Genomic DNA, 22,650 nt, shown 5'->3' with positions numbered 1-22,650 from the left:
ACCTACGCCCCTGGCGCGCAGCCCTACCCGCCCGGCGCGCAGCCGTACCCGCCCGGTGTGCAGCCCTACCCCCCTGCGGCACATCCCTACGTCCCGTCGCAGGTCTATCCCCCGCCCCCACAGCCACCTGCCGCCGCGGCGCCCTGGCCGGTCCCGCCGTCATCGCAGGCGAGCCACCCGATGCACCCCGCAGCCGGCGATCAACGCCTGTTTCAGGTGCGCATCAGAAAGCACACCGGCGCGATCATCCTCATGTTCAACCAGACCTACACCGTCACAGGGACTCTCGCTCAATGCGAGGCCGCGCTACGCAATGCTTTGCTGCACAATTTGCTCGCCGGTTGGTGGAGCGTGGGGTCAGCCCTGATCTGGAATTGGGTTGCCTTAGTCGAAAACCACAGTGCGCGAAAGCATCTGCACCGCCAAGCCACCCAGGCCTACACCGCCCAACGCGCTCCGTGAATTCAGCCCACCGTGCCAGCCAACCCCACGACCTTTACCTAGCTTGCGTGAGGTTGGTTGCTTTCTGACGACGCGGCCGCGACGTCGAGCCGCGCGCACTTCCTGTTACGTGATCGTCAACTCGGCGATGAGATTCTCGATCGCTTGTGCGACTTCGGGCGCAATGGGACGTTCGGCTTCGACATCTTGAAGCACTGCTAGGGGCAAGCCGGCGCCAGTCGCGGCCTCCTCCAGGCTTAGCTCTGCACGGTGGCGGGCCCCGTAAAGCCGCTGGCCCAAAGTGGCCGTCGGCGAGCCAGCAGCCCGCATCATCACATCGTTGTAGCTGCGCCGCACCCTACTCAATGCCTTCACGGCCTCAGGGCCGCCCGTGGCGTGGCGCGCAGCGCTGGCAGCAAGCCCCTCAAGCTTGCGTAGATCAGCCAGGATGGTGGTGGCTTTGGCGATGAACCCCGGCGCGGTTGGGTCAGGCAAATCAGCGATGGCCGTGCCCAGGGTTTCCATGGCCAATTCCACCGTCCGCGCCATCATCGGCGCCTGAATGGACTCGGTCAACACCTCGGTCGCCTCGTCGCTGACCGACTCACGGGTAGCAGGCATCAGAACAGGGGCGGGCGACACGGGCAACGCCGGAGCAGCGCCTCGCCGCAGGCTTGTGATGTAGCCCGAAGGCCACCCCAAAGTCTCTTCCAGCTTCGCCAGCGTTTTTGCACGTGGCCAGCTCACACCTTTTTCGAACTTAAGCAGGGCGCTCGCGTTGAGAATTCCGCGCCGGTCGATTTCGCGCTGAGAGAGCCGTAATTGTTGGCGGCGCTCAGCGACCGCGCGGCCCGCGCGCACCACCCCAGGATCCCTTTCGCCGTCCCACGACGGGTATTCGGTCTGAACCGGACTCAATGACTGGGTCGACTCATCACGTGCAACGTCCAAGGTAAGGCGCACTTCCACCCCGTCAGGTGCCCCCAGGTGCAGGGTCGTGGCACCGGTAATGAGCACCGCGCTGCGCGCCACGCCATCGACGAACATTCCGTTGGTGCTGGCGTCAATGGCCTGCCAGCCCGCGGGTTGGGGTTCGAGGCGAACATGCCGCCGCGAGACACGCTCGTCATCCACGCCGACCGCGGCCCCGGCCTCTCGACCGATAAAAGCCACGCCGGCCGCCGGGCTAAGGGTGTGAGTCGCCCGACCTACCCGCGCAATCAGCGTGGGCATGTTGGTCAGTTGGCTGGTTGTCAATTGTCGCTCCCTCGTCCGCGCTGCTGCGGTGTTATCAAACATAGCGCTCGGTGGAAGGGTACACCCCTTGGCCATGCGCCCTCTAATGAAACAGTGCATGGCCGCGATCCCTGTTAGCATCGCCTCCGCGCATACACAGAGCGTGACCGGTGACGCTGACAGCTGCCATCCAGCGGTTTTACTACCCCGATAGGCGTTACGCCCACCCGGCTGGGTGGACATACTCCGGGGTAATCCGATAGCTCGGTGCTATGGTTTTGAACATTGCGCCATGTTTAGTGCTTGCGTTAGTGTTGAGCGCAAGGCTGTGGTGTCCGTCGCCGGCAGCCGCAGTCAGAGAGGTTTCCCCATGCGCCACCTGCAGCCGCCCCCGCCAGCACAGCACTACCCGCCCACACCGGGCCTCGCGCCCGTCGGCCCCCAGCATCCCTACGGGCCGCCGATCCAGGCGCTGCACCCCCTACAACCGTTCCCGGGGCCGGTTCAGCGCGGGCCGATGCCCTACCCGCACCACTACCCGCCCAACCGTGGTGGGAGTGTTTGGGGGCCAGCCCCGTTCCCTCCACGCGCTCCCCGGGCCCGGGCAGCTGTGCGCGGCAAACGTCTGCCGCTGTACCTGGGTGCAGCGCTTGCCGTGATCGCCGCGACTGTGCTCATCACGGGATTCTGCGCGCCGGGCTTTTTCATGACCAAACAACTCGACGTCACGGCGGTGCAGGCCGCGGTCACTCACGTCTTATCGGACCCAAACGGTTACGGGGCCAGAAACGTCAGCGACGTGACCTGCAACGACGGACACAACCCCACCATCGTCAAGGGTGATACCTTCACCTGCCAGGCGACCATCGACCACATCAAACACCAGTTCGTGGTCACCTTCACCGATGACGCCGGTAGCTACGAGATCGACGCCCCGAAGGGGACGAAGGTCTAAGACATGCCACTCGACGACCCCGGCCCGCCTAAACCGCGCTACCGCAACGCTTTAGGGGCAGGCCTGGCACTGCTGGGGCTGGCGGTCATGTCGCTGATCGCCTTGCTCTTGTTCAACGTGTTGGGCAACTGGGTGTTCGCAGTCAAGCTCGAAGAGGGTTATTTTCCACCAAATTCGGGCAGTGTCGTGCGTTCGGGCCGCATCGCGGTCCTCGCCGCGACCGTGTTGATTCCCGTCGCGGCGGGTCTTGGCGCAAGCACGGTCGCCGTGCGCCCGCACCCCTTCGTGCAGGTGGTTGCGGCAATCACACTAGCGGTTATCATTCCGGTGCTACTGGTTGTGTGGCTCTGCTACGGGCTGGTTTTCTAGGCCATTGCACTGTGCTGCACTGTGTTTCGACGAATGCATCGTGCATGAATACGGTCTCGAGCACGTCCCATCCCCAGCGTCTCGCGCGGCTAGGCTAGGGGTGGCGTGTGATGTTGTCGTTGATCGCCCGGACCAGCATGACGCCCGCGGTGATGGTGTTTTGCCCACACACGCGCACATCGGCAATGATGTTGCGCCGCACGGCCATCGCACGTTCGCATTCGCTATCTTTGTGTCCTGTTGCCCCGGCGGGCAACAGGACGGTGCTGGCGATACCGTCTGTGTCGCTGACGATGGTGATCGTGGCGTGGTCAGCCGGCTGGCCGCCGGGAAAGGACACGGTGACGTCGGTAAGTCGGCACCCCTGCCACGCCGATAACTGCTCGGCTCGAAACTGCTGCGCGGCGGCCTCATCCGGGAACGCAGCGACAGCCTGGATAACCTTATGACGTCCCGGACTGGGTTCCATCAACCCTTGGACCGCCACCCCGGTATACCCCGACCCCGTGTAGGTGGCTTCTAACGCCGGCGCCACGGCGCTTGCGCACTTGGCCGGGTCTATCGACGCATCCGAGGAAAGCGACGTCGACACCTCACGCGGGTTCATCTGCACATGGTTGAGTATGTTGCTGACCTGTTCGGCAGACGCTAACAGACTGGGCAAGGCCGCGGTGTCTACCGGCGGCGCCGCTGGCGGGGCGCTCGTCGCCGATGACGTCGGCGCGGGTCTGCTCGAGGAAGGGACACGGGTGGACGACGGCGCCGCTGACTTCGGTGTCGTTGTTGACTCGTTGCTGCCCAGCACCACCAGCGTGATCACCAGCCCCGTCACCACCACGGCGGCCGCACCCGCAACCCACCATGGCCAACGCGGACGGCGCCGCGGTGGCGGGTATCCGCCCGGACCTATCCCGACTGCGCCGGCCGGGTAGGGATGCGGCTGTTGCCCGGGTAGCACAGGCCATGGCGGCGCGGCTGGCGGAACCTGCCAGTGCGAGGGGCCAGGCGGCGGGGCTTGCCAGGGCGGGGAAGCGCCAGGCGGTCGGCCGACGTGCGCCCCATGCTGCGGCGGGCCCGATGGAGGCGCGGGCGATCCACTCGGCGGGAACGGTGGCACCGGGTATTGCGGCGGCCGGGTATGCGATAGGTCCATCGTCTCCTCGCCGCGAAACTTGTGTGCGCTCATCGTTTCGTCGTCAGGCCCGGGCCCCCATTCGTCACTCATGTTGGTAAGCCTGCCTCAAAGCGGTGAATTGCTCAGTGGGATTGCGCATTAAAGGCCGTCAACCCGAAGATGGACGGCTTTGGCGCCGCCTGCGGCCCACGATTGTCAACTCCGATCTCAGGCGTCGGGGAAGCGTTGGTAACACAGGTCGTCATTGCTGCTGACAACCCCAGAGCGAAACGCGGTGATCCGGGTGAACCCGGCGGGCACGGTCTGCCCGTTGACGTCGCTGGCCACCAGGTGGTTGGTGAGCAGTCCCGCGACGGCCTTATCGAGGTCGCCGGCAGTCAACGTCAGGCCATTGCCAGATGGCAGCGACACCGGACCGGCCATTTTGCGGTGCGCGAGCCCTGTCAGACAAGCGGTCCGCAGTGCACTTACCGGCGAGTCCAGTTTCAGGCCCCGTTCGTGTTGTACCGCAAGGACATACCGCGACATCACGACCGACATGGCGGTGTCGTCGCCTTGAATCAACACATGGCCGGACTGCTCGTCAGCGGGTGCACCCATCTTCTGCAGCTGCGCCAGATCAACGGCGATGGTGTTGGTGGCCGGGCAGTAAGACGCGGGCGGGTGGGCTTGCGCATCAGGGCAATTGCCGCCGCTATAAGACAGCTGTGGCGGACTTTTTGGGGCGAAGATGGCGCTGAGGGTGTCCATCAGCGACGACATGGTCTGCTCGTTGATCGGCACCTCCCCCGTCTCGAGCCGACCGGATTGGTCGTAGGTCAACGCGATCGGCAGGTCCCCCCGACGCTGTTTGACCTCGTTCTCATCGATCACGCCACAGGCCGACGCCCCGGATACGAATCCCATCTGGAAAGCGCTGACCCGGTCGAGTGCGGTGCCGTGCCCTTCTTCGATCAACTCCTGATCTTGCGGGGTCAGGATCGGGTCACGAATAGTCATCAGGCCGGCCAACACGTGATCGAGCCCGTCACCGGTACTGAGGGTGAAGCGCGTCGATTTTCCCTCGGCTACCCAGCGCATGTAGACCCCGCCAAAGCAGTCCGCCTGCTGTTCGCGCACGATCGTCGAGGTGTCCCGACCGATGATTTTGGCCATATTCTGAATGGCGTGGCCGTATTCATGGGCGAAGATTCCGGTGACCGGCATCGGACCAAAGTAGGTCTTGCCGGTGGGGATCAGCACGCCGCGGTCCCAGGCAATCAGATTGCAGCGCGGTGAGAACAACGCGTTGACCAGTTTGTAGGTTCTTTGATGGCACACGATCGGGCTGGCTGGATCCTCGGAGTCATAGGAGATGAGCTCCTCGACGGGCGTGAAGTCACCCTTGAATGATTTGCTGTAGTTGGATTGCCAAAAATCCTGAATGTCGTTGATTGACAGCAGTACCAGCTTGTCTTCGTCCCCGTGGTTGGTGTTCTTCACGGTGCCAGTCGGTGGCGGCGCGTCGCTGCGCGGGCCGCTGGGCCCGTCTACCGCCAGAAGGCCGCCGACGTGAAAAGGGTCATACAACATGGATGAGCCGTGGGCTTTGACGACGGTGGTACATCCGGTGGCCACAGCGATCACGACGACGACGCTCACCGCGGTCGCTGCGGCGGTACGGAGCCATCCAGTCACGTGGCACCCCTATTTTCCATGTTCGTGCTAATGGGTGAATTGATGCGGCATCAGCCAAGGGTCGGGCTTAAGGATACGGTCTCGGCGAACAAACTCTGTGGGTTTATTCTCGTTAGTCGGGACGACCGACATCGAAATTCCCGTTGTTGTCCAGGAAAGTGGCGGTGACGCGTCGCGGGGCGCCGTCGACATTGACCTGGCAGGTAAAACTGTTGCCTTGCTTTATCGTGACGTTTTCACCGTGGTTGCAATTGACATCCGCCACGTTCTTATCCCCGTAGCCAGTGATCTCATCGGTCAGCACTCGTTCGATTTCCGATTGGGCGGCCTGGACGTCGAGCTTTTTCGTCAACAGCAAGTCGGGATTGGACAACCCGATCACTAGACCTATTGCCAGGACGACAGCAGCCGATCCGACTCCACCCCACAACAGGGCAGTCGACTGCGTGGATCGCTGGCGTCCTGCGGACCCAGGGGGACCATAGGGCGGGCTGGCGTATGGACCGGGCGGCGGATGACCGTACGGGTTGGCTTGTCCATACGGGAACGGTTGAGGCGCGAAACCGGGCTGCTGGGCAAGACCTGGTGACGGCGGGAGGGGCTGCCCTGCCGGCGGGAAGCTCGGAGCCGGGTCGGGGCCGTGGCGCTGCGATGGGGGTGTCGCAGGCGGCGGCCCAGTTGGCGCACGGCTGCCCGGGTGGACGACGGGTTGTTGGTAGACGGTTTGTTCGTCCTGGTCATCGGACGCCGCCCGGGCTGGCTCACTGCGGGGCCTCGCGTCTGGGTTGTCGGTGTCGTTATTGCGTTGCGGCGCTCTGGGTGTGGGCGCCACCAGGGTTTTTTCTGGATCGTCAACCAACGGCTTTTTGTTCCCCACGACGGTGGTTTCTTCGTCGGCGTGCGACTTGCGGGATACGACGATGGTGCGCTCCGCGTCGTCAGGCGTTGCAGCAGAGCTGGATTGGGCGCTATCGCGGCCCCCGGACGGCAACGAGCCTGACGGGCTGGTGGTCTCGCCATCGTCGGGTTTGTGCGCCATCATGCCCGCATGCTCTGGTCGCTACCCAGCGGGTGAAGGTGCCTGGTGTGCCAAGTGGGCATCGCGCTCTCCATCTGCGGCTCACGGGTTATCACGGCGGCGGCCGGCATCAACGGGACCGCCACGGATGCGCGTCCAGCATCGCGGTCACCCGCTCAATCACGCCGGGGTCGGTGCGACCTTCTCGGGCCAGTTGTTCGGTTGCCGCCGCGATCCGAGCAAGAAGCCCGCCATAGGCGCGGGTGGCGGCTTCGACGTAGACGTGCACGGCATCGCTACCTTGCGCCGTCAACGCCCGCAAGTGCTCAGAGAGATCGCCGGACTGGCGTTGCACCGTGGACACCAAGGCGCCCACCGCCTGTGCATCAACTGGTCTGGCGCCGCCACCCAGCGCCGTCTCGAGCGCGAGGTCGAGATCCCGCACCGTGGTCAGGACGTCTTCGACATAGCCGGTGTGACCGCGTATTTCTGCGGCCGGAATAGGGACACTCAGCAATAGCTCAGCGGACGGGTGGGCTTGCGCGGCTTGAGCGCGTGCCCGCGCCGCCTCGGATTGGGCGGCGTACAGAGACGCCAGCGCTTGCTCTGTCTGCTCACGCGCCGCTTCCACTTCCGCCGCGCATTCGGCGCGCAGCTGCTCGATTTCCTCGCTCGTACGGGCGATGGCGTCGTCGGCTTCTGCGCGTGCCCGAGCAAGCGCAGCGTGGGCGGTTGACACCTCACCGTCGGCCTGGCCCCGGGCGGCCGCCACCTCGGCCGCGGCCAGCGCCCGTACCCGTTCGAGCTCGCCGCGCAACTCTTCCAAGTCTTGCTGAGCCGCTCTGCGGTCTTCGGCGCGCTCGGTCATGCGCTGTTCGGCGCGCGTGTCAGCTGCGCGGGCCTGCTCGGCGGCGGCGGCCACCTCGGCGCTCGCGTCGGCGCGTACCCGTTCGAGCTCGTTGCGGAGTTCTTCGAGGGCACGCTGAGCCGCCGTGCGCTCTTCGATCCGCTCGGCCGCACGTTCTTCGGCCCGTCGGTCAGCGGCGCGGGCCTGCTCCTGTGCGGCGGCGACCTCGGCGGCGGCGTCGGCGCGGACCCGATCCAATTCGCTACGTAATTCTTCGGCAGCTTGTTGGGCGCTGCGCAGTTCGGCGGCGTGTTCGACAGCCTGACGTGCGGCTGCGCTGTCTGCTGCCCGCGCCTGCTCGCGGGCTTGCGCGGCGGCCTGGGCGGCCTCTTCGGCCTCGGCGCGGGCCATGTGCGCGGCTGCTTGAGCGTCACGCTTGTCTTGTTCGGCCTGGCGCGCCTGGTGCTCGGCCACAGCCCGCAAATGGTCCGCCTCGACGAGCTGCATCGCTGGTGAGAGCCGTTTTGGTGCTGGCCCACTACGGTTGCGATGTTCGATCAGCTCGCCTTCGCTCATCGCGGCCACCGCGGCCAACTGCGCCGGCGCGGGCTTGCCAAGCCGCTGGGCAGCATCGACCGCGGCCGTCGCGGCCTGCTTGGTCACCGCTGCCCATCGGTCGATGTCGAGTTCTTCGATGTGCTGACGCAGATGTGTCATTGACGGCGTCGCCTGCCCTGAGCTGCGGCCACCTCTTTGGCGGGCCGGGGGCGTGGGGTATCGCCACCTTGCGCCGGTGAGCCCGATGACTGCACGGTCTCCCTCGGACCGGAGGGAGCGTCAGCGAGCGTGGGCTCAGCTGAGGCCGAGGGGACGGACGGCTCGGACGCCACGCTGCCCTGCTGGGCCAACACCTGCGAAAACTGGCTCAAGTAGACCGTCACCGCGCCCGTCAGCGTGGCGTCACCGAGACTCTCGGCGTCGCGTAACAAACCCCGCAACAGCTCTAGAGCCAGTTCTGGCCCCAAATCCACCGTGGCGCCTCGGCTGGCCGCCGGCTCTATCCCCGCCGTTTCCACCACCCACACCAGCCGCTGCCAGCATCGGTCCACCGCGGTGTTGTGTTGCTCGGCCTCACGAATTTGACGGTTGTGGCTCTCTTGCCGCTTGGATGCACGCCAGAAGCCAATCAGGATCACCGCAGCCAACAACAGTGCCGCAAGCAACGCCGCAGCGCCCCCGAACCCAGCTGAGGTGAGGAACTCGCGGGCCGGCGGCAGCGCAGGCATCCGCTCAGGCACGAGGACCACCGAATCCACTGGTGGGGCCACAGGCATCGACATGGAAAAACCATACCGACCTGTCAGGGCCTGGCGCGACGCTCACGATGATTTGCTCGGCGGGCGTCGCACAACCCCGCCAGCACCGCTAGGTTCGATTCAAATATCACTTTGGCCCCGACAGTCGTTGTGCTGCAACCGATACGAGTGAAAAGGATCCAGTGAAAAGCTGCGCCCACACCTCGCCTGCGTGGCGTTGCCTCGTCTCGGTGGCCACCGCGGCGGCACTGCTGACCGGGTGCAGCTCACCGGCTTGGCGCACCGGCAACCCACCGCCGCCGGCGTTGAACGCTACCCACGGCGTCTACCGTCTGGTCCAGGAGCCCGAAGCAGGCTACGCGGCCATCCTCGGGATCATCGGCCAGGCGCGCCGAACCCTGCGCATGACGATGTATGAGCTGGCCGATTCCGCCGCGCTCAGCGCGCTCGTCGACGCCCACCGCAGGGGCGTAGACACCAAGATCATTCTCGACGCCGCATTCCACGGCCGCCAAACCAACACGGCCGCCTACGACCAGCTCAAAGCAGCCGGCATCGACGTACGATGGGCGCCCGCGGCCACCATCTTCCACCAAAAGACACTGACCGCCGATGACACCGAAACCGCAATCGGCACAGCCAATCTCGTGGCCAAGTACTACCCGTCTAGCCGCGACGCCTGGGTACTTGACACCGACCCCGCCGACATTGCCGCCATCACCGCCACCTTCGACGCCGACTATGCCACCGCCGCAACGGGCCGCCCAGCACCAGGTGTGCCAAGCCCACACCTGATCTGGTCACCTGACGCTCGCGCCGCCTTTCTACAGCAACTCGACACCGCCGGGCACAGCATCGAACTGACCACCGAAGAACTCAAAGACCGCGCCATCGTGGCCGCCTTGACCAAAGCCGCCCACCGTGGCGTCACCTGCCGCATCGTGCTGACCGCCAACCCGGCCACCGTCCACACCGTCGATGAACTCACTGCCGCCGGATGCAAGACCCATCAATACCCCGCCGACCGCAAGCATCTGTATATCCACGAGAAAATGATCCTGATCGACAGGACTGTCCTCGTCATCGGCAGCCAAAACCTGTCCACCACAAGCCTTCTGGAAAACCGCGAAGTGTCCTTGCTGCTCACCAACCAGACCGCCAAGCCGGTCATCGACGCCGTGGCAGCCACCTTCGACAACGACGACCGCCAGTCCACGCCGTAGGGTCCCGCCAGGCCGCGGACGCATAATGGTGTGGTGCAGCGCATTCCCTTGCCCCCAGCCCCCATGCTGGCCAGCGCCGCACCGCCCCCTGCCGACACCACTGGATACTGTTTCGAGGCCAAGTGGGACGGCATCAGGCTGCTTGCGCGATGCGCCGAGCGGGTCGAGTTATTCAGTCGCCAGGCCACCAACCTCACCACCTGCTTCCCGGAGATCGTCGACGCGCTCTCAGCGGGCCTTGAAGGGCGGACTGCCATCCTCGATGGTGAGCTCGTCGCCTTCGATCACCACGCTCGACCAAATTTTCAGCTGATTCAGCGCCGCCTACGCGCCCCGCGCCCGGGCCCCCGCCTACTCGCCTCCGTGCCGCTGACGTTCTGTGTTTTCGACATCATCTACCTCGACGGCCATGACCTCACCGGGCACACCTACCTGCAGCGCCGCAGGATGCTCGACGACCTGCGCCTGCACAAACCACCCATCGTCATCTCTCCGTACTGGACAGGTATCGGCACTGACGCGATGGCCGAGATTATGCGGGGCCTGGGCTTGGAAGGCTACGTCCTCAAGCACGCCCACTCCACCTACCAGCCCGGCCGACGCTCGGCTGCATGGATCAAACACGTTGTCCGCCAACGAAGGCCCATGGTGGTCGGCGGGTTCATCCCGAGCGCCGGTACCCACCGCGGCGGTCTGGGCGCACTGCTGGTCGGGGCCTACGACACCAACGGCGAGTTGCGCTACTGCGGGCACGTGGGCGCCGGCATGACGCCGCGCACGCGGGCCAGCCTAATGGAGCGCCTCAGCGACCTGCAGCAACCCCTCACACCGTTCGCCGCACCGATACCAGAGCTACGCGGCGCCCGCTGGGTACGCCCGACGGTAGTCGTAGACATCGAATACCGCCAATTCACAGGAAGATTGCGCCACCCAGCACTCAAAAGCGTTCTCATCGACGCTGATAGCTCTGGAATATCGCTTCCCCCCGAGGGGTGAGGCTCTCGATAGCATGGGCTTAAGAACCAGCTGCGATGTCGAACAGGGCCAGCTGCACCGGTTTTGACGGTGTGCGACGGCCTGGCCGGCGCTGACGGCTCTCTTTGTGTGCGACGTCGGCGATCGCGGCGGCAGCAAAGGCCAGGTATTGCGCACTGGGCTGTTTGTCGACTTCCTGCCCGGGCCGATAGGTCGATCGGATCGACTCACGCAGCGCAGGAGGCACAAGAGACCAGTGATGTGCGCACATGAATAGCCGCGGCTCGATGTCGACATCGCACCCGCGGGCCCGGCAGACATGTGGCGGTGCCGTATCCGAAGGCGACGGCAGCGGCGTCGTCATTTCGACTGCCGGGCAACGCAGTTGGGCCGCGCGCGACTGTCTGCTGCGCGGCCATGCGATGTGATCACCGCAGCCTCCCAACTGTCGGACTGGTTCAGGGCTGGTAGATGGTGTCGGCGACATGGGTGGCGAAATCGTTGACCACCTGCCATGTGCCCTGGACAACCACCGCGATTAGCGCCACAGCGATCAGCACGGCCGCCAGCAGGCCGCCAAGCCACGGGAACTTACGCGAATCATTCACTTTCGCCACGGCTTTCAGTCGATGACAACACCGCCGCGACCTGACGAGGACGCCGTAGGTGGTGGGGGGTCAGTTCCCAGTGGGTGATACGGCCAGGCTGGTCTGCGACGCGGCGCACGACACCGCGCCGCGCCAAAATCACCAGCGCGCGATAGACCTCTTCGGCCACCACGGGGCGGCCACGCGGGCGGCACACCTCGGTAACAGCCAGGCGGGCTTGGGTGGTCGACATCGGTTGATTCGCGTCAGCCAAAACCGCGACGAGATGCTCGCGTAACTGCTCGGCGTTCACTGGGCGATCGCTTCGGCGGCGCGGCGGTGGCGTGCCACAATCCATTCCCACATGGTGCTGGGCTTATCCACGGCGGCCCGGTCAGCCTGCAGCAGCGTTTTCACTGCGCGGTCGTATTTGGTGAGGAAGTCAGGCCAGTCGGGCAGCTCGGTGGTGATGCCTGCCGTTCCGCGGCGCAGCAGCCGGGCTTGGCCCCGGTTTTGCGGAAGCAGTCGCCGGTAGTCAAGGCTGGGACCTAGCTGAGAGGACAACGTTTTCCCGCCGGTGGCCTGATCGAAGCTTTCCTGGCGGCGGGTGGTCTCACGTGACCACTGTTCGCCGCGCTGCAACATTTCCATCTCGTCAGCGCCGTACATGATCAGCGCGGCCGGGAAGGTGGCGCGCAGCTCGCGGGCATAAGCGCTGCCATAGACGGTGTCGAACTGGCAGGACGCCTGCACGGCGAGCACCAGATTGACGCCAAGCCCGCGCCCTTCTGAGACATAGCGGCGCAGCGCGGGCATCGGCGCCACGTTGGTAGCCTCGTCAATCACCATCAGCAGCCGGTGCAGCATTTCCTTGCGCGCGGTTTTGCCGCGCCAGCTGCGCACCAGGTGGTCGAGCAGTGTGACGGCCGCGCCGGCGATCGACCCTTCGGCGGGGGCCAGGATGAACAACGTCGCATCCGGGTCAGACAGAAACGCATCGTCGAAACACGGTGCGGTGTCCCCGCGCAGCCCCAGCCGCATCCACGGGGTGACCGCCTTGCGCATGGTCAGCGCGATACTGTCGCGCTGCTTGGGCTCCATGGCCAGCGTGCGCATCAGCGCGTTGCGAAACAGCGGCTGGCTGGCCACCTGACGCGCGGCGCTGTGCCAGCCCGGCGCGTCGGGGTCCTTGTCGTCTTTTTCCAAGTTGTCCACGGCCAGCAGCACCCATTCGATGCCTTTGCCGTGCCCACGAGGGGAGGCCGCGTACAGCATCGCGGCCAGCGGGCCCTCGGTGTTGGCTTCCCAGATCCCAGCATCAGAGACCTGATCAATGCTCGAGCCCAGCCCGACCGCCGACATCTGCATCATGGTGTTGGCCGCAGTCACCGCCTGGTCTGGTGTGCTGATCAGCGCGGTCGGGTCAAACGAGCGCACCTGCGCATCGGCCGGGTAGACCGGCGAGTAGTCCGGGCGCAAGTCGATCACTTGTTTTGGGCCCCAACGGCGTTGGCATACCAGCCACAGCAGGTCATCTTTAGGTGACACGCATACCGCAGGCCCGCCCCACAACACCGCCGCCGGCGCTAAGACTCCGCGGGTCTTGCCGGTTTCGGTAGGGGCAGAGACCAGCAGATGGCAGGCACCCTCGGCAACCGAAAGCTGCTGGGTCGAGCTGTCACGGCTGAATCCGCAGTACGGCGAAGACGGCGGGCGATACATCGCTAGAACCTCCAGATCGGGCTCGGGTCACCGGGTGGCGCATCGCGGCGGGTGGGAAACACCCCTGGCCCGGTGAGATCATCGGGCTGTAGGAAGCCGAAATCGATGTCGTCGACCTCCTCGGCTGGGCGCATCGGCCACCAATCTCGGGCCCCGTCCACGGCCAACCAGCCTTCCAAAATGCCGTAGATGCCGGCGGTGAGCAGCGCGGCCGGGATTTGGGCCACCAGCCACGGCGCCACAGCCGCTGACACCAAGGAATCACCGGGCTCATAGAGCAGCGGCAGCGGCAGACCAACCACTACCGCCGCCCACATGAACGCGGCGATCGGGTACGAGCGTAGCTCACCGGGAATTAGCTGGACCACACGCACCGACATGGCCTTGCCCACCGGCCAGCCCAGCGGCGCCAATACCGCTGCCGACATAAGAATGATCGCATCGAACATTGCGTACGACGTTTTAATCGGGCGCGCATACCAAGGGTGAATAACATCATCGTCGGCGGGATCAACCCGCGCACCGGTGGCTGCGGTATCACGGTCTCGTATTTGGCGCGCGAGAATTTCTGAGCGCCTTTTCTGGAATATAAACGTGCGTTGGTTACGGGCGATCCACTTGCGGCGGATCTCGTCGAACCGATCAGCAGGCACTGGCATCAGCAGCATCCCCCACGGCTCGTACAGGCTCAGTGTAAAAGTCGTCAAGGCGCTGCGCGACGTCCATCAAAAAGTTTTTCAACTCGCTCGCGCAGCGCGAGACGCCGCCGCATTCGGCGTCGCGACGCGCCGCGTTGATCGCCGCTGCACACAGGTTGATCTGCTCTGATATGCGAACTGCGGGGCTCTCGCCGGCCAGCACCCGCTGGGCGGAACCTTCTTGCCACCCCAGCGCCACATCCAGGCGTGCCAGCGTCTTGGGCGCCAGCCCACCGTCACGTTCGGCGGCTTTATACAACGTTGACGGGGCTGGGCCGCCCGCGGCGGCGAGGTCCTCGCGCGTCCAGCGCAGCTGCGCCAGACGGTCCTCGACGAAAAAGAGCAGCCGCCTTACTCCGTCTGCTGGGAATGCGTTCACACAAAAGACGGTAACAACCGATCAAGTTATTTCGCTACGGCCGTGGAATATCCGTTACTGCACCCCTTAGGCTGACCCGTAAGGACAGGAGGTCAGTGGATGCGCGTGGTTTTCGGCGTCGCTTTCATCGCCATCATGGGAGCCGTTTTCACCGTGATGACGGCGGTGATCTTCGTGACCCAGCATCTGTTTGCTAGTGCGGTGATCGCGGGCGTGACCGCTGCTGCCCTGGTGAGCATCGCGCGTCGGCGACGCAAGGCCCGGTGCTCGCACCCTGCCCCGGGATACCTGGCCGTCTCGGCCCGGACACAACCCCACCCGGTCCGGGGCACGCCAACGCAGATGTCCTCAGCAGCTGTCCCGGCCCGCCGCCACCGGCCCGCCCTGGCGCCGCGGAGCGTGTCATGAGCAAAACCCCGATCGACCACCAGCGCGATCACACGATCGCGGCGACCGAAGGTTTCCTCGCCGACATCTACGGAGACGACCTGAGCGCCATCAAGGGTGAGCAGCCCGCGCAGTTGGAGGGTCAACCGCGCTGCGCGCCCGGCGACGACCACGACCCAGCGCTCACACTCAATGCGGCACCAGCCGGGGACCCCATCGACGTCGACGACACCACCTACGACGGTGCCGACCACGTTGATGTGCGGCGGCCCAGCGAGGACCCACCCATTGATCTCGACGGGCCCAGCGACTGCGATGATCAGCCCGACACCCACGGCGCTGACAACCATGATCTGGGCACCAGCGCGGCACCCGATGGCGACGAAACACCGCTGCCAGGTTCGGAATTGGTCGACCAGCTCACCGCCAGCAGCGACACAGACGACGCCGCAGGTAGTGCTGAAGAATCCGCACGCAGCCCGCGCTACAACAAGAGAATCGCTGTCGGCTTCGGCGCCGCCACCGTAGCGGCCACCCTGGTTGTCAGCGGCGCTCTGCTGGCCATGCGCAGCGACCCACACACCAGTGAGCCACCCCAGCCCAGCACTCGTCTCAGTGTTCTCGCCGCGCCGTCGAGCACCACCGCGGCCCCCGACAACCAGGACTCCACCATCCCCTATACCGCCACAGCGGTGGGATGCCTACCCGGCTCGACAGCCGCGCAATCCGTGGCCGGCGCCGACCCGACCCAAGCCTGGGTGTGTGTCACCGGCGGCAACATCGGCCAATTCCTGACCATCAATCTCGGCCGCACCATGGTCGTCACCGCCGTCTCCCTGACCCCCGGCTGGGTCGGGGCCGACGCCTCCGGCGCCGACCAATGGCACCAACACCGCGTGCTCACCCGTGTGCAATGGAGCTTCAACGACGCCCCACCCACCGCGGTGCCCCAAGAGACCGGCAGCGTGCACGGCGAAGCCACCAAACCCATGCCCAACCGCGGCGTGCTGGCATCGCGCATCATCATGCTCGTCCAAGAAACCGGGCGCGCACCGGCCGACACCACCACCAGCCCCGCCCCCGGCGGCGGGGTGCTCGGCGAGGTGCTGGGTCCCCCGGCGGCACCCGCTGACCCCACGCCGACCAGCACTCCCGCACTGCCCGGGCTGCCCGCTGACCCCAGCCACACCGACCCCGCCGACAACACCTTCGCCGTGTCGTCGATCAAAATCTTCGGCCACCCGCCCCAGTAAAGGTCTCGCCCACCATGCTCACCAACACCTGGCGCAAACGCCTCGACGGCACCCACAACGCGCTGCGCCGCGCCGGCCTCATCGTCGGCCTCGGATCGTGCAGTGTGGTGGCCATCGCCACCATCTGGGGCTGGATCTTCGACAACCCCATCGACGTCGCCGGGCCCGCGCGCAGCGCCGTCAACCGCACCGCCCTGGTCGGCTCCTACGCCCAAGACTGCGTCACCCGTTGGCTCACCGCCACCGCATCCCACCAACAGGTGCTGCACGACTGCTGGTCACTGCGCGACCCGATCAAGCTGCCCACCACCCCCGCGCTCATCGTGACCTCCCCCGCGGTCTCTGCGGTCACCTTGGTCAGCGACGTCGGCACCACCCAACAGTGGAGCGTGGTGATCACTGTCTCCGAGCGGGCCTTTGAAGCCGCCACCCCCCGCACCGCCTACTATCGGCTGCCCGTCGTCTACAGCAACTACGGCCTGCGGGCCAGCGCGCTACCGGCCCGGGTCAACGGGCCCGGCGCTGGTGCTGACGCCCCGCTGGGATACTCCACCGCGGTCGCTGACACCTCACCAGCGTTCGCCACTGTCACCGGATTCATCACCAGCTTCTTGACCGGGGCTGGCGGGCTGGAACGCTACGTCACCACCAGTTCCGGGCTGCTGCCCGCGGCCGACTATCGATCCGCCCAAGTCATCAAACTCATCGCCAACCACAGCCTCGGTGACCACGATGTGCCCGCCGAGGGCACCACCGTGCACGTGCTCGCGACCGTCAACGCAGTCACCAGCCAATACGCCCCGCTGCAGCTGGACTACCCCATCGTGTTGACCGTCACCAGCGGCCGCTGGAGCGTCTCAAGCCTCGACTATGCGCCCCTGCTCGCCGATGGCGCCGAACTGACCCCCGTCATCCCGACCGCCGCCGCGCCGCGCTAGAGGACCCCATGAGCCTTGAGCACATTCCCACCGCGATCGTCTCCGTCACACTGCTGTTGCGGCTGCTTCGACTCATGCACCGCGAGCTGCGCGCGCTGATCCTCACCGCTCTGCTCCTTGTCGCCCTCGCCGGCGGCGCACTCATGCTGGCCGCCGGACCCGGCCACGCCATCACCGTCGGCCCCCTTCTGCAAGCCCTTGTGACCTCACTAACCACGAAAGGAAATCTGACATGAGTATCGCTTCGGCCCCAACGTTTCTGGCAGCCACCGACTTGGTTTCGGGCAGCCACTCCCTCTACACCATCGGTGTGGGTGTGCTGGTTGTGTTCATCCTGCTCGCCGGCGGCGCACGCGCTGCCGGCTCCTTCTTCGGCGGGCGCATCGGCGCCACCGTGGGCTGGGCGCTGACCGCGGTCATCGTCGCCGTCATCGTCGGCTCGGGCTACGCCATCTACGTCTCGACTAAGCACACCGTCGACCGCACCGGCATCACCACCGGACAATTCGGCCAGTAACCCGAACCGCCACGCTGCCTTTCAGTGCCGAGCCGCTCCGCGGTCGGCAGGCACAACGCTTGAGGAAAGCCCGTGACCGAATCAGCCCAGCTGTTCAAAGGCGTCCACGACACCCCCGTCTACACCGACATCTTGTTCAAGAAGCCGCTGCGGCTGTGGGTGGCGATCAGCCTCTACGGGGGCACCGCCCTGACCGCCGTATTCACCATCCTGGCACTGGATTCCGGGCACGCTCGGTCCATCTTGATCTGCGGGCTGTTGGCGACCGGCGCCGCCGGCGGCACCGCAGCCCTCATGCCCCGCGGCCGGCCCACCTTGCGCTTTCGGGTGGCCAGCGCCTGGCGGGCCCTGCGCCCGGCCCTGGCCAGCAGCTCCACCGATCCGCTGCTCGCGCCGCCACGAACCGTCATCGGCAACCTAAGCTTCACCAGCCACGGCGTATACGCCCACTACCTGATCAGTGGATTGCCCTACTACCTGCAATCCACCAAACGCCGAATCGGGGTGGCAGACCGACACCAAACCCTCGCCCGTGAAATCCCCGCCGGCACTTGGATCTTCGGGCTCTCGGTGCCGCAAAACCAGCGCCAACTGTTACGCGCCATGCTCGACGGTCACCTCGACAAACCCCCCTGGATCAACGCCTGCCAGCAGATGGCGCCCGTCATCGCCGAACAAACCCCCCGCAACCGCATCTATTGGCTGGCGATGCCCGTCGACGCCGGCCGGGCCGGGCACAGCCCTGTTGGCCAAGCCACCAAACTGCGCGACTGGGTGATCGGCCGCGACAAAGACTCCGACGACTCGGTGGCCGCCTACCAACGCCTCGCCCACGACATCATCACCGCCCTGCCCGAAGAATTCGGTCCACAACCCGTCAGCGCGAACATGATCGCCTGGTTTTGGCGCCACAACGCCTGGCGGGGAGTGTTCAACAGCCCCCTGCCACGGCGCGACACCACCAGCCAGCTCGACACCACCGCGCTGCCGGCCGCAGTGTTCGACGACGGCGACCAACACCACCACGGTGGGCGCGTACTGCCGCTGCGCCTCATCGCCGCCGCCCTGGCCCTGGCGGGCGCCGCTGGCGGCACCGCGCTCGGACCCGCGCTGGCCGCCCCCATCGTCGCCCTGGCCGCGGCGGCGATGGGGGCCTGGAGCGCCGGCATCCGCCGTATCCCCTCGTGGAGCAAAACCCTGCGGGTGTCCAGCCCCGAAGGCACCTATCCCGACAGCTATCAAGCCATCCTGCCCGTCGTGGATATGCCCAAGGCCGGCATCGTGTTTCCCGGCTCGGAATTTCTCCAAGCCCTCGACGACCTCGACACCGGCGCCACCTTCGACTTCGCCGTCAACCTCGTCACGCTAAGCCGCGAAATGGAATTCGTGCGCAACGACCGCGCCAAAGGCAACATCGACGACCAATTCACCCAGCGCCGCGACGTCCGCAACGGCGACGCCGAACTCATCGCCACCTTGCGCCAACTCGCCGAATACCGCCGCCAGCTCGAAGCCAACATCGACGAACGCCCCCTGCACGCCGCCTTTCTCATCGCCGTCGGGGCGCCCGACCACGAAACGCTGGACTACAGCATCAAACGCCTACGCGAAGAACTCACCGCCTCCGGCCAAATCGCCATCCGCCACTATCGCGGCGCCCAAACCAAACTGTGGGCGGCCTTCAACCCCGCTGCACCCACCCACAAAACCACCGTCGACCAATTCACCCAACCCACCACCACCAAGAAGTGGTCACGGTTCGTGCCGTTCACCTCCTCCATGGTCGGCAACAGCACCGGAATCCTGTTGGGATTCAACAGAAACAACGCCCTCAACAGTGCGGTGCTGCTCGACCTGCCCGCCGCCGCACGCCGCAACCGCAACCCCTGCCTGGTGTGCAGCGGGGCGCTGGGATACGGAAAATCCTATGCCGCCAAACGCATCACCCGCGGCGAAATCCAGCGCGGCGCACAAGCATTCATCGTCGACCCCGGTACCGAATGGCAAAAAGCCCTCGTCGACGTCGCCAACAAGGCGGTCATCGACATGGCCGGCAACCAGTTCAGCTGCGACCCACTGCGTGTCTTTCCCCCTGGTCTCGCTGGCGGCTACTGGCTCGACTACATGATTCCGATGATGAGCCTGGACCCGCACAGCGTCGCGGTTCGCCGCCTACGCGCCATCTTGCAAGCCGACGTCGCGGCAGCCCTGGGCATCACCAGTACCGCCGCGCTCATGAAATACATCAGCCACATCCAAGCCCCCACCACCGGGCCCGATGACCGCGCCCCCCAGGTCATCCGACTCGCCGACGACCTCGCACCCATCGGCGCCGCCCTACAATCGTGGGCCACCCACGACTTCACAAGAGCCATCTTCGACCCCACGCTGCCCGTTCCCGACCTGGCCACACTCGACGTCACGATTTGGCTCACCGGCAGCCTCGATCTTCCCACCGCCGACGAAATGAACACCCCCCACCTCTACGAGCGACTCTCCGACCGCAAGCGCGCCTCGGTAGCCATCTACGGCATGCTCGTGCGGCTAGCTCGAGTGACATTCTTCGCCGACAGCACCCGCTTTGGCCTCATCGTCCTCGAAGAGGCCGCCGGGCTACTCAACTCGCGCGCCGGCGCCGACGACGCACACCTGATCAGTCGCCGCGCTCGCAAGCACTACACGGGGTTGTTGATCATCACCCAAAACCCCATCAAAGACCTAGCCCTCATGGGTGATGAATTCATCACCCAGCAGCTCATCATGCCCTTCGAAAACGAAGAACTGGCACGCCAAGTCGCCGCCAAAGTCGGCATCCGCCTTGACGACTACCCCGACATCGAAGAATTCTTCCTCGCCCAGCCCTCGCCCGAAGAGATGCGCGACCCCACCTCCTTCGACGAGCTCGACGACCGCCCCACCGCCGAGACCGGCCCGAACCGGGCTGGGCGGCAAGGTTACGGATTCTTCGTCGACGAGTTCCGCCGCAAATCCCCCATCTGGGTCGCCAGCGAACCCGACACCGCCGTGCACCACGCCTACGACACCACCCCCGGGCGCGCGGCATGACCACCGCGCCAACCACATTCAGCCAACGCGCCGCCGAATACCTGGGCTACCAGATGGCCATCCGACCCCGGCTGCGCCGCTTCACCACCTTCTGGCTCCTCACCCACACCCTGGCAGCGGCCGCGCTCGCCGGCGCGCCACCGGCGGCTGCCTCCACCCTGGCCGGTGCGCTCAACTGGACTGGTGTGACCGACAGCCACGGTGTGCCCGTGGGCAGCTACTACCTGTCGGTGGTCAGCACCAGCGAGGCCATCACCAAAGCTGGCCCGGGTCTGAGCGTCGACCCGTCGAGCTGGGCTCGCTGGCTGGCCAACGCCGTCACAGTCGGACTCGACCATGAGCTGATCGTGGAACTGCTGCAAGCCCAGGCCGGCATCTACATTTTCATGATCGCCATGTCGCTGTGGCTGCTGCGGTTCGCCATGTCCAACACCTGGCTATTGTGGCTGGCCACCTGGTTTCGTCCCATCTTCGAGACCATCCGAGTCATCCTGGCCGATCTGTGGGTCTTTCCCATCTGCCTGATGCTGGGCCTCGGCGTCGGCGCATACCACATCCTGTGGCACGGCCGCAAAGGCTTCGGATCGGGAATCATGCTGTCCACCATCGCTGTTGGCGTCCTGGGCATCGTGCTCACGCATGACCCACTGTCTGACCTCTACAACGAAAACGGGCTGCTCACCCAAGGCCGAAACCTCGGATTCAGCGTCTCCCAGGCGGCGTTCAACAATGGCTCCATCACCACCGGGGGCGGTCAAGCCCAGCTGCAACACCTGACCGGCCTCATCGCCGACGCCACGGTGCGGATGCCGTTGCAGCTGATGAACTTCGGCACCACCGTCGATGACATCGGCACCTGCGGGGGTGCCTACACCGCCGCCATGCTCACCCCTCACGACGGCAGCGACCTCGCCGGTCCCGCCCACGCCATGGCGTCCTGCGGGGCACCACAGGCCCTGTCGTTCGCCCAACACCTCAGCGGCGCCAACCTCGCCCTAGGCAGCTGCTATGGCCTGCTCGGGGCGGTCTTCGCCTTCTTCGTCTGCTACGTCACCTACAGCTACGTCATGGTGTGCTGCGCGGCCTTCGTCAACGCGCTGTTGTCCATCGTGGTCGCCGCGCCCGCCATGATTCATGGCCACCCGCGGCGGCGCGCCGCCCGGCGTATCAAGATGTTCTTCAAACACGCCGCCCTGGTGTTCGCCTACACCACCTACATCTCCATGGCCGCGATGATCGTCCTGAAAATGGGTGCCCGCGGCGGCTACGCCGATCAGGTCGGCATGAGCCACCCGCTGGCCCGACTCTTCATGATCGCCATCGTCTCCGCGGTCGCGATCGGCGTGTTCTGGTGGCTCAAACGTGAACTCGGCGACCACACCCGCCACGACTTCACCCAGGCCATCAGCGATCTCGGCCACCGAAGCCGCGAGGGCTACCAACGCGGGCAAGACGCCTACGACCGAGCCCGCGAGCTCAACTCACGCGCCCCCTGGTCCAAAACCGCCGGCGACGACCCCACCGATGCCCCTGATGAGCCCGACCAGCCCCTCACTGGCACCCCGGTCAACGGTCGACCACCCGGCGGACGACCACCCTCGCCCGGCCGCGCCCGCCATCACACACCAACAGCGCCGACCCCCGCCTCGACACCGGGTGCTACGGCCACGTCCGAAACACCCGCTGCGGCAACTTCCTCGGCTGCTGTTGACGGGGCGGTGATGGCCGGAGAAGCCGGCGCCGCCGTCGCGGCACCCGAAGTCGTCGCCGGCGCCGCAGTCGCCACTCGTGTCGTCCACCACCAGCGCCGTGACCACAACCCCGGCGGGAGCGCCCAGCCCACCGCCACCGGCACAGCCACCCAAGCACCTCACGCCAGCCCCGCCCGCAACCCCGCCCAACCCCCCACAA

General features: G+C 65.8%; 24 protein-coding genes. 13 read left to right on the top strand and 11 right to left on the bottom strand.

Annotated features, from left to right (window positions below; translation table 11 throughout):
* Positions 1 to 462 (top strand): hypothetical protein (locus tag AWC17_RS33000; protein WP_208618355.1); only part of this gene is annotated, 462 nt, incomplete at its 5' end.
* A 105-nt stretch (positions 463 to 567) separates the two neighbouring features.
* Here AWC17_RS33000 and AWC17_RS03040 read toward each other — a convergent pair.
* On the bottom strand, positions 568 to 1,698 hold the full coding sequence (locus AWC17_RS03040) for a helix-turn-helix domain-containing protein (protein ID WP_158086677.1): 1,131 nt from the start codon (positions 1,696 to 1,698) through the stop codon (positions 568 to 570).
* 349 nt (positions 1,699 to 2,047) lie between these two features.
* On the opposite strand from AWC17_RS03040, the gene AWC17_RS33270 reads away from it, so the two are divergent.
* Complete coding sequence (locus AWC17_RS33270; RefSeq protein ID WP_231614245.1) at positions 2,048 to 2,632, top strand: DUF4333 domain-containing protein; 585 nt, start codon at positions 2,048 to 2,050, stop codon at positions 2,630 to 2,632.
* 3 nt (positions 2,633 to 2,635) lie between these two features.
* The gene (locus AWC17_RS03030) at positions 2,636 to 3,001 is read left to right on the top strand and encodes a hypothetical protein (RefSeq protein WP_047323669.1); all 366 of its coding nucleotides are present in this window, start codon (positions 2,636 to 2,638) and stop codon (positions 2,999 to 3,001) included.
* A 94-nt stretch (positions 3,002 to 3,095) separates the two neighbouring features.
* On the opposite strand, the gene AWC17_RS32465 is transcribed toward AWC17_RS03030, so the two are convergent.
* The gene (locus AWC17_RS32465; protein WP_074020913.1) at positions 3,096 to 3,665 is read right to left on the bottom strand and encodes a sensor domain-containing protein; all 570 of its coding nucleotides are present in this window, start codon (positions 3,663 to 3,665) and stop codon (positions 3,096 to 3,098) included.
* Positions 3,666 to 3,672: 7 nt separating this feature from the next.
* On the opposite strand from AWC17_RS32465, the gene AWC17_RS32460 reads away from it, so the two are divergent.
* A complete protein-coding gene (locus tag AWC17_RS32460) occupies positions 3,673 to 3,933 on the top strand; it encodes a hypothetical protein (RefSeq protein WP_074020917.1) in 261 nt (86 codons plus the stop codon).
* A gap of 410 nt (positions 3,934 to 4,343) precedes the next feature.
* Here the strand turns inward: AWC17_RS32460 and AWC17_RS03020 are convergent, their stop codons facing one another.
* From AWC17_RS03020 to AWC17_RS03005, 4 genes are all read right to left on the bottom strand, one after another.
* On the bottom strand, positions 4,344 to 5,813 hold the full coding sequence (locus AWC17_RS03020) for a neutral zinc metallopeptidase (RefSeq protein WP_047323672.1): 1,470 nt from the start codon (positions 5,811 to 5,813) through the stop codon (positions 4,344 to 4,346).
* A 112-nt stretch (positions 5,814 to 5,925) separates the two neighbouring features.
* On the bottom strand, positions 5,926 to 6,195 hold the full coding sequence (locus AWC17_RS03015) for a DUF4333 domain-containing protein (protein ID WP_052955334.1): 270 nt from the start codon (positions 6,193 to 6,195) through the stop codon (positions 5,926 to 5,928).
* A 766-nt stretch (positions 6,196 to 6,961) separates the two neighbouring features.
* Positions 6,962 to 8,395 (bottom strand): coiled-coil domain-containing protein, encoded by a 1,434-nt coding sequence (locus AWC17_RS03010; protein WP_047323673.1) that lies wholly within the window; start codon positions 8,393 to 8,395, stop codon positions 6,962 to 6,964.
* Positions 8,392 to 9,018 (bottom strand): hypothetical protein, encoded by a 627-nt coding sequence (locus tag AWC17_RS03005; protein WP_231614246.1) that lies wholly within the window; start codon positions 9,016 to 9,018, stop codon positions 8,392 to 8,394. The genes AWC17_RS03010 and AWC17_RS03005 overlap by 4 nt, the downstream gene beginning before the upstream one ends.
* 206 nt (positions 9,019 to 9,224) lie before the next feature.
* Here AWC17_RS03005 and AWC17_RS03000 point away from each other — a divergent pair, with 206 nt between their 5' ends.
* The gene (locus AWC17_RS03000) at positions 9,225 to 10,217 is read left to right on the top strand and encodes a phospholipase D-like domain-containing protein (RefSeq protein WP_047323674.1); all 993 of its coding nucleotides are present in this window, start codon (positions 9,225 to 9,227) and stop codon (positions 10,215 to 10,217) included.
* A gap of 33 nt (positions 10,218 to 10,250) precedes the next feature.
* Positions 10,251 to 11,213, top strand: coding sequence for a non-homologous end-joining DNA ligase (gene ligD / locus AWC17_RS02995; protein ID WP_136246248.1), 963 nt, complete (start codon positions 10,251 to 10,253; stop codon positions 11,211 to 11,213).
* Between the two features lie 437 nt (positions 11,214 to 11,650).
* Here ligD and AWC17_RS32455 read toward each other — a convergent pair whose 3' ends face one another.
* The 5 genes from AWC17_RS32455 to AWC17_RS02970 all read right to left on the bottom strand — a co-directional run bounded on the left by AWC17_RS32455 (position 11,651) and on the right by AWC17_RS02970 (position 14,578).
* Entirely contained in the window at positions 11,651 to 11,800 is a 150-nt protein-coding gene (locus AWC17_RS32455; RefSeq protein ID WP_156181216.1) for a hypothetical protein, read from the bottom strand.
* Positions 11,793 to 12,092 carry a hypothetical protein gene (locus tag AWC17_RS32995; RefSeq protein WP_052955336.1) on the bottom strand — a complete coding sequence of 100 codons (300 nt, stop codon included), beginning with the start codon at positions 12,090 to 12,092 and terminating at the stop codon, positions 11,793 to 11,795. The genes AWC17_RS32455 and AWC17_RS32995 overlap by 8 nt, the downstream gene beginning before the upstream one ends.
* Positions 12,089 to 13,501: a type IV secretory system conjugative DNA transfer family protein gene (locus AWC17_RS02980; RefSeq protein WP_047323676.1), complete on the bottom strand. Its 1,413-nt coding sequence runs from the start codon at positions 13,499 to 13,501 to the stop codon at positions 12,089 to 12,091. The genes AWC17_RS32995 and AWC17_RS02980 overlap by 4 nt, the downstream gene beginning before the upstream one ends.
* 2 nt (positions 13,502 to 13,503) lie before the next feature.
* Entirely contained in the window at positions 13,504 to 13,929 is a 426-nt protein-coding gene (locus tag AWC17_RS33265; RefSeq protein ID WP_231614247.1) for a hypothetical protein, read from the bottom strand.
* A gap of 214 nt (positions 13,930 to 14,143) precedes the next feature.
* The gene (locus AWC17_RS02970; RefSeq protein WP_052955338.1) at positions 14,144 to 14,578 is read right to left on the bottom strand and encodes a hypothetical protein; all 435 of its coding nucleotides are present in this window, start codon (positions 14,576 to 14,578) and stop codon (positions 14,144 to 14,146) included.
* 99 nt (positions 14,579 to 14,677) lie between these two features.
* On the opposite strand from AWC17_RS02970, the gene AWC17_RS02965 reads away from it, so the two are divergent.
* The 7 genes from AWC17_RS02965 to AWC17_RS02935 form a co-directional block, all read left to right on the top strand.
* Positions 14,678 to 14,986: a hypothetical protein gene (locus AWC17_RS02965; protein ID WP_047323677.1), complete on the top strand. Its 309-nt coding sequence runs from the start codon at positions 14,678 to 14,680 to the stop codon at positions 14,984 to 14,986.
* Positions 14,983 to 16,218 (top strand): hypothetical protein, encoded by a 1,236-nt coding sequence (locus AWC17_RS02960; RefSeq protein WP_052955339.1) that lies wholly within the window; start codon positions 14,983 to 14,985, stop codon positions 16,216 to 16,218. Before AWC17_RS02965 ends, AWC17_RS02960 begins: the two co-directional genes overlap by 4 nt.
* Before the next feature lie 14 nt (positions 16,219 to 16,232).
* Positions 16,233 to 17,156 carry a conjugal transfer protein gene (locus AWC17_RS02955; protein ID WP_047323678.1) on the top strand — a complete coding sequence of 308 codons (924 nt, stop codon included), beginning with the start codon at positions 16,233 to 16,235 and terminating at the stop codon, positions 17,154 to 17,156.
* Between the two features lie 8 nt (positions 17,157 to 17,164).
* The gene (locus tag AWC17_RS02950) at positions 17,165 to 17,392 is read left to right on the top strand and encodes a hypothetical protein (protein ID WP_047323679.1); all 228 of its coding nucleotides are present in this window, start codon (positions 17,165 to 17,167) and stop codon (positions 17,390 to 17,392) included.
* On the top strand, positions 17,389 to 17,673 hold the full coding sequence (locus AWC17_RS02945) for a hypothetical protein (protein ID WP_047323680.1): 285 nt from the start codon (positions 17,389 to 17,391) through the stop codon (positions 17,671 to 17,673). The genes AWC17_RS02950 and AWC17_RS02945 overlap by 4 nt, the downstream gene beginning before the upstream one ends.
* A gap of 72 nt (positions 17,674 to 17,745) precedes the next feature.
* Positions 17,746 to 20,739, top strand: a complete 2,994-nt coding sequence (locus tag AWC17_RS02940; RefSeq protein WP_047323681.1) for an ATP-binding protein — start codon at positions 17,746 to 17,748, stop codon at positions 20,737 to 20,739.
* Positions 20,736 to 22,650 (top strand): hypothetical protein (locus AWC17_RS02935; RefSeq protein ID WP_085164232.1); only part of this gene is annotated, 1,915 nt, incomplete at its 3' end. The genes AWC17_RS02940 and AWC17_RS02935, both read left to right, overlap by 4 nt.

This window comes from Mycobacterium nebraskense, assembly GCF_002102255.1.
Classification (GTDB): Bacteria; Actinomycetota; Actinomycetes; order Mycobacteriales; family Mycobacteriaceae; genus Mycobacterium; species Mycobacterium nebraskense.
Note: the sequence above shows the minus strand (reverse complement) of the source record. Positions and strands in the feature narration are given on the sequence as shown.

Coding starts and splice junctions, on each gene's coding strand:
- AWC17_RS33270 (WP_231614245.1), top strand. CDS start 2,048: ATGCGCCACCTGCAGCCGCCCCCGCCAGCACAGCACTACCCGCCCACA.
- AWC17_RS03030 (WP_047323669.1), top strand. CDS start 2,636: ATGCCACTCGACGACCCCGGCCCGCCTAAACCGCGCTACCGCAACGCT.
- AWC17_RS03010 (WP_047323673.1), bottom strand. CDS start 8,395: ATGACACATCTGCGTCAGCACATCGAAGAACTCGACATCGACCGATGG.
- AWC17_RS03005 (WP_231614246.1), bottom strand. CDS start 9,018: ATGTCGATGCCTGTGGCCCCACCAGTGGATTCGGTGGTCCTCGTGCCT.
- AWC17_RS02980 (WP_047323676.1), bottom strand. CDS start 13,501: ATGTATCGCCCGCCGTCTTCGCCGTACTGCGGATTCAGCCGTGACAGC.
- AWC17_RS33265 (WP_231614247.1), bottom strand. CDS start 13,929: ATGTCGGCAGCGGTATTGGCGCCGCTGGGCTGGCCGGTGGGCAAGGCC.
- AWC17_RS02965 (WP_047323677.1), top strand. CDS start 14,678: ATGCGCGTGGTTTTCGGCGTCGCTTTCATCGCCATCATGGGAGCCGTT.
- AWC17_RS02960 (WP_052955339.1), top strand. CDS start 14,983: ATGAGCAAAACCCCGATCGACCACCAGCGCGATCACACGATCGCGGCG.
- AWC17_RS02955 (WP_047323678.1), top strand. CDS start 16,233: ATGCTCACCAACACCTGGCGCAAACGCCTCGACGGCACCCACAACGCG.
- AWC17_RS02950 (WP_047323679.1), top strand. CDS start 17,165: ATGAGCCTTGAGCACATTCCCACCGCGATCGTCTCCGTCACACTGCTG.
- AWC17_RS02945 (WP_047323680.1), top strand. CDS start 17,389: ATGAGTATCGCTTCGGCCCCAACGTTTCTGGCAGCCACCGACTTGGTT.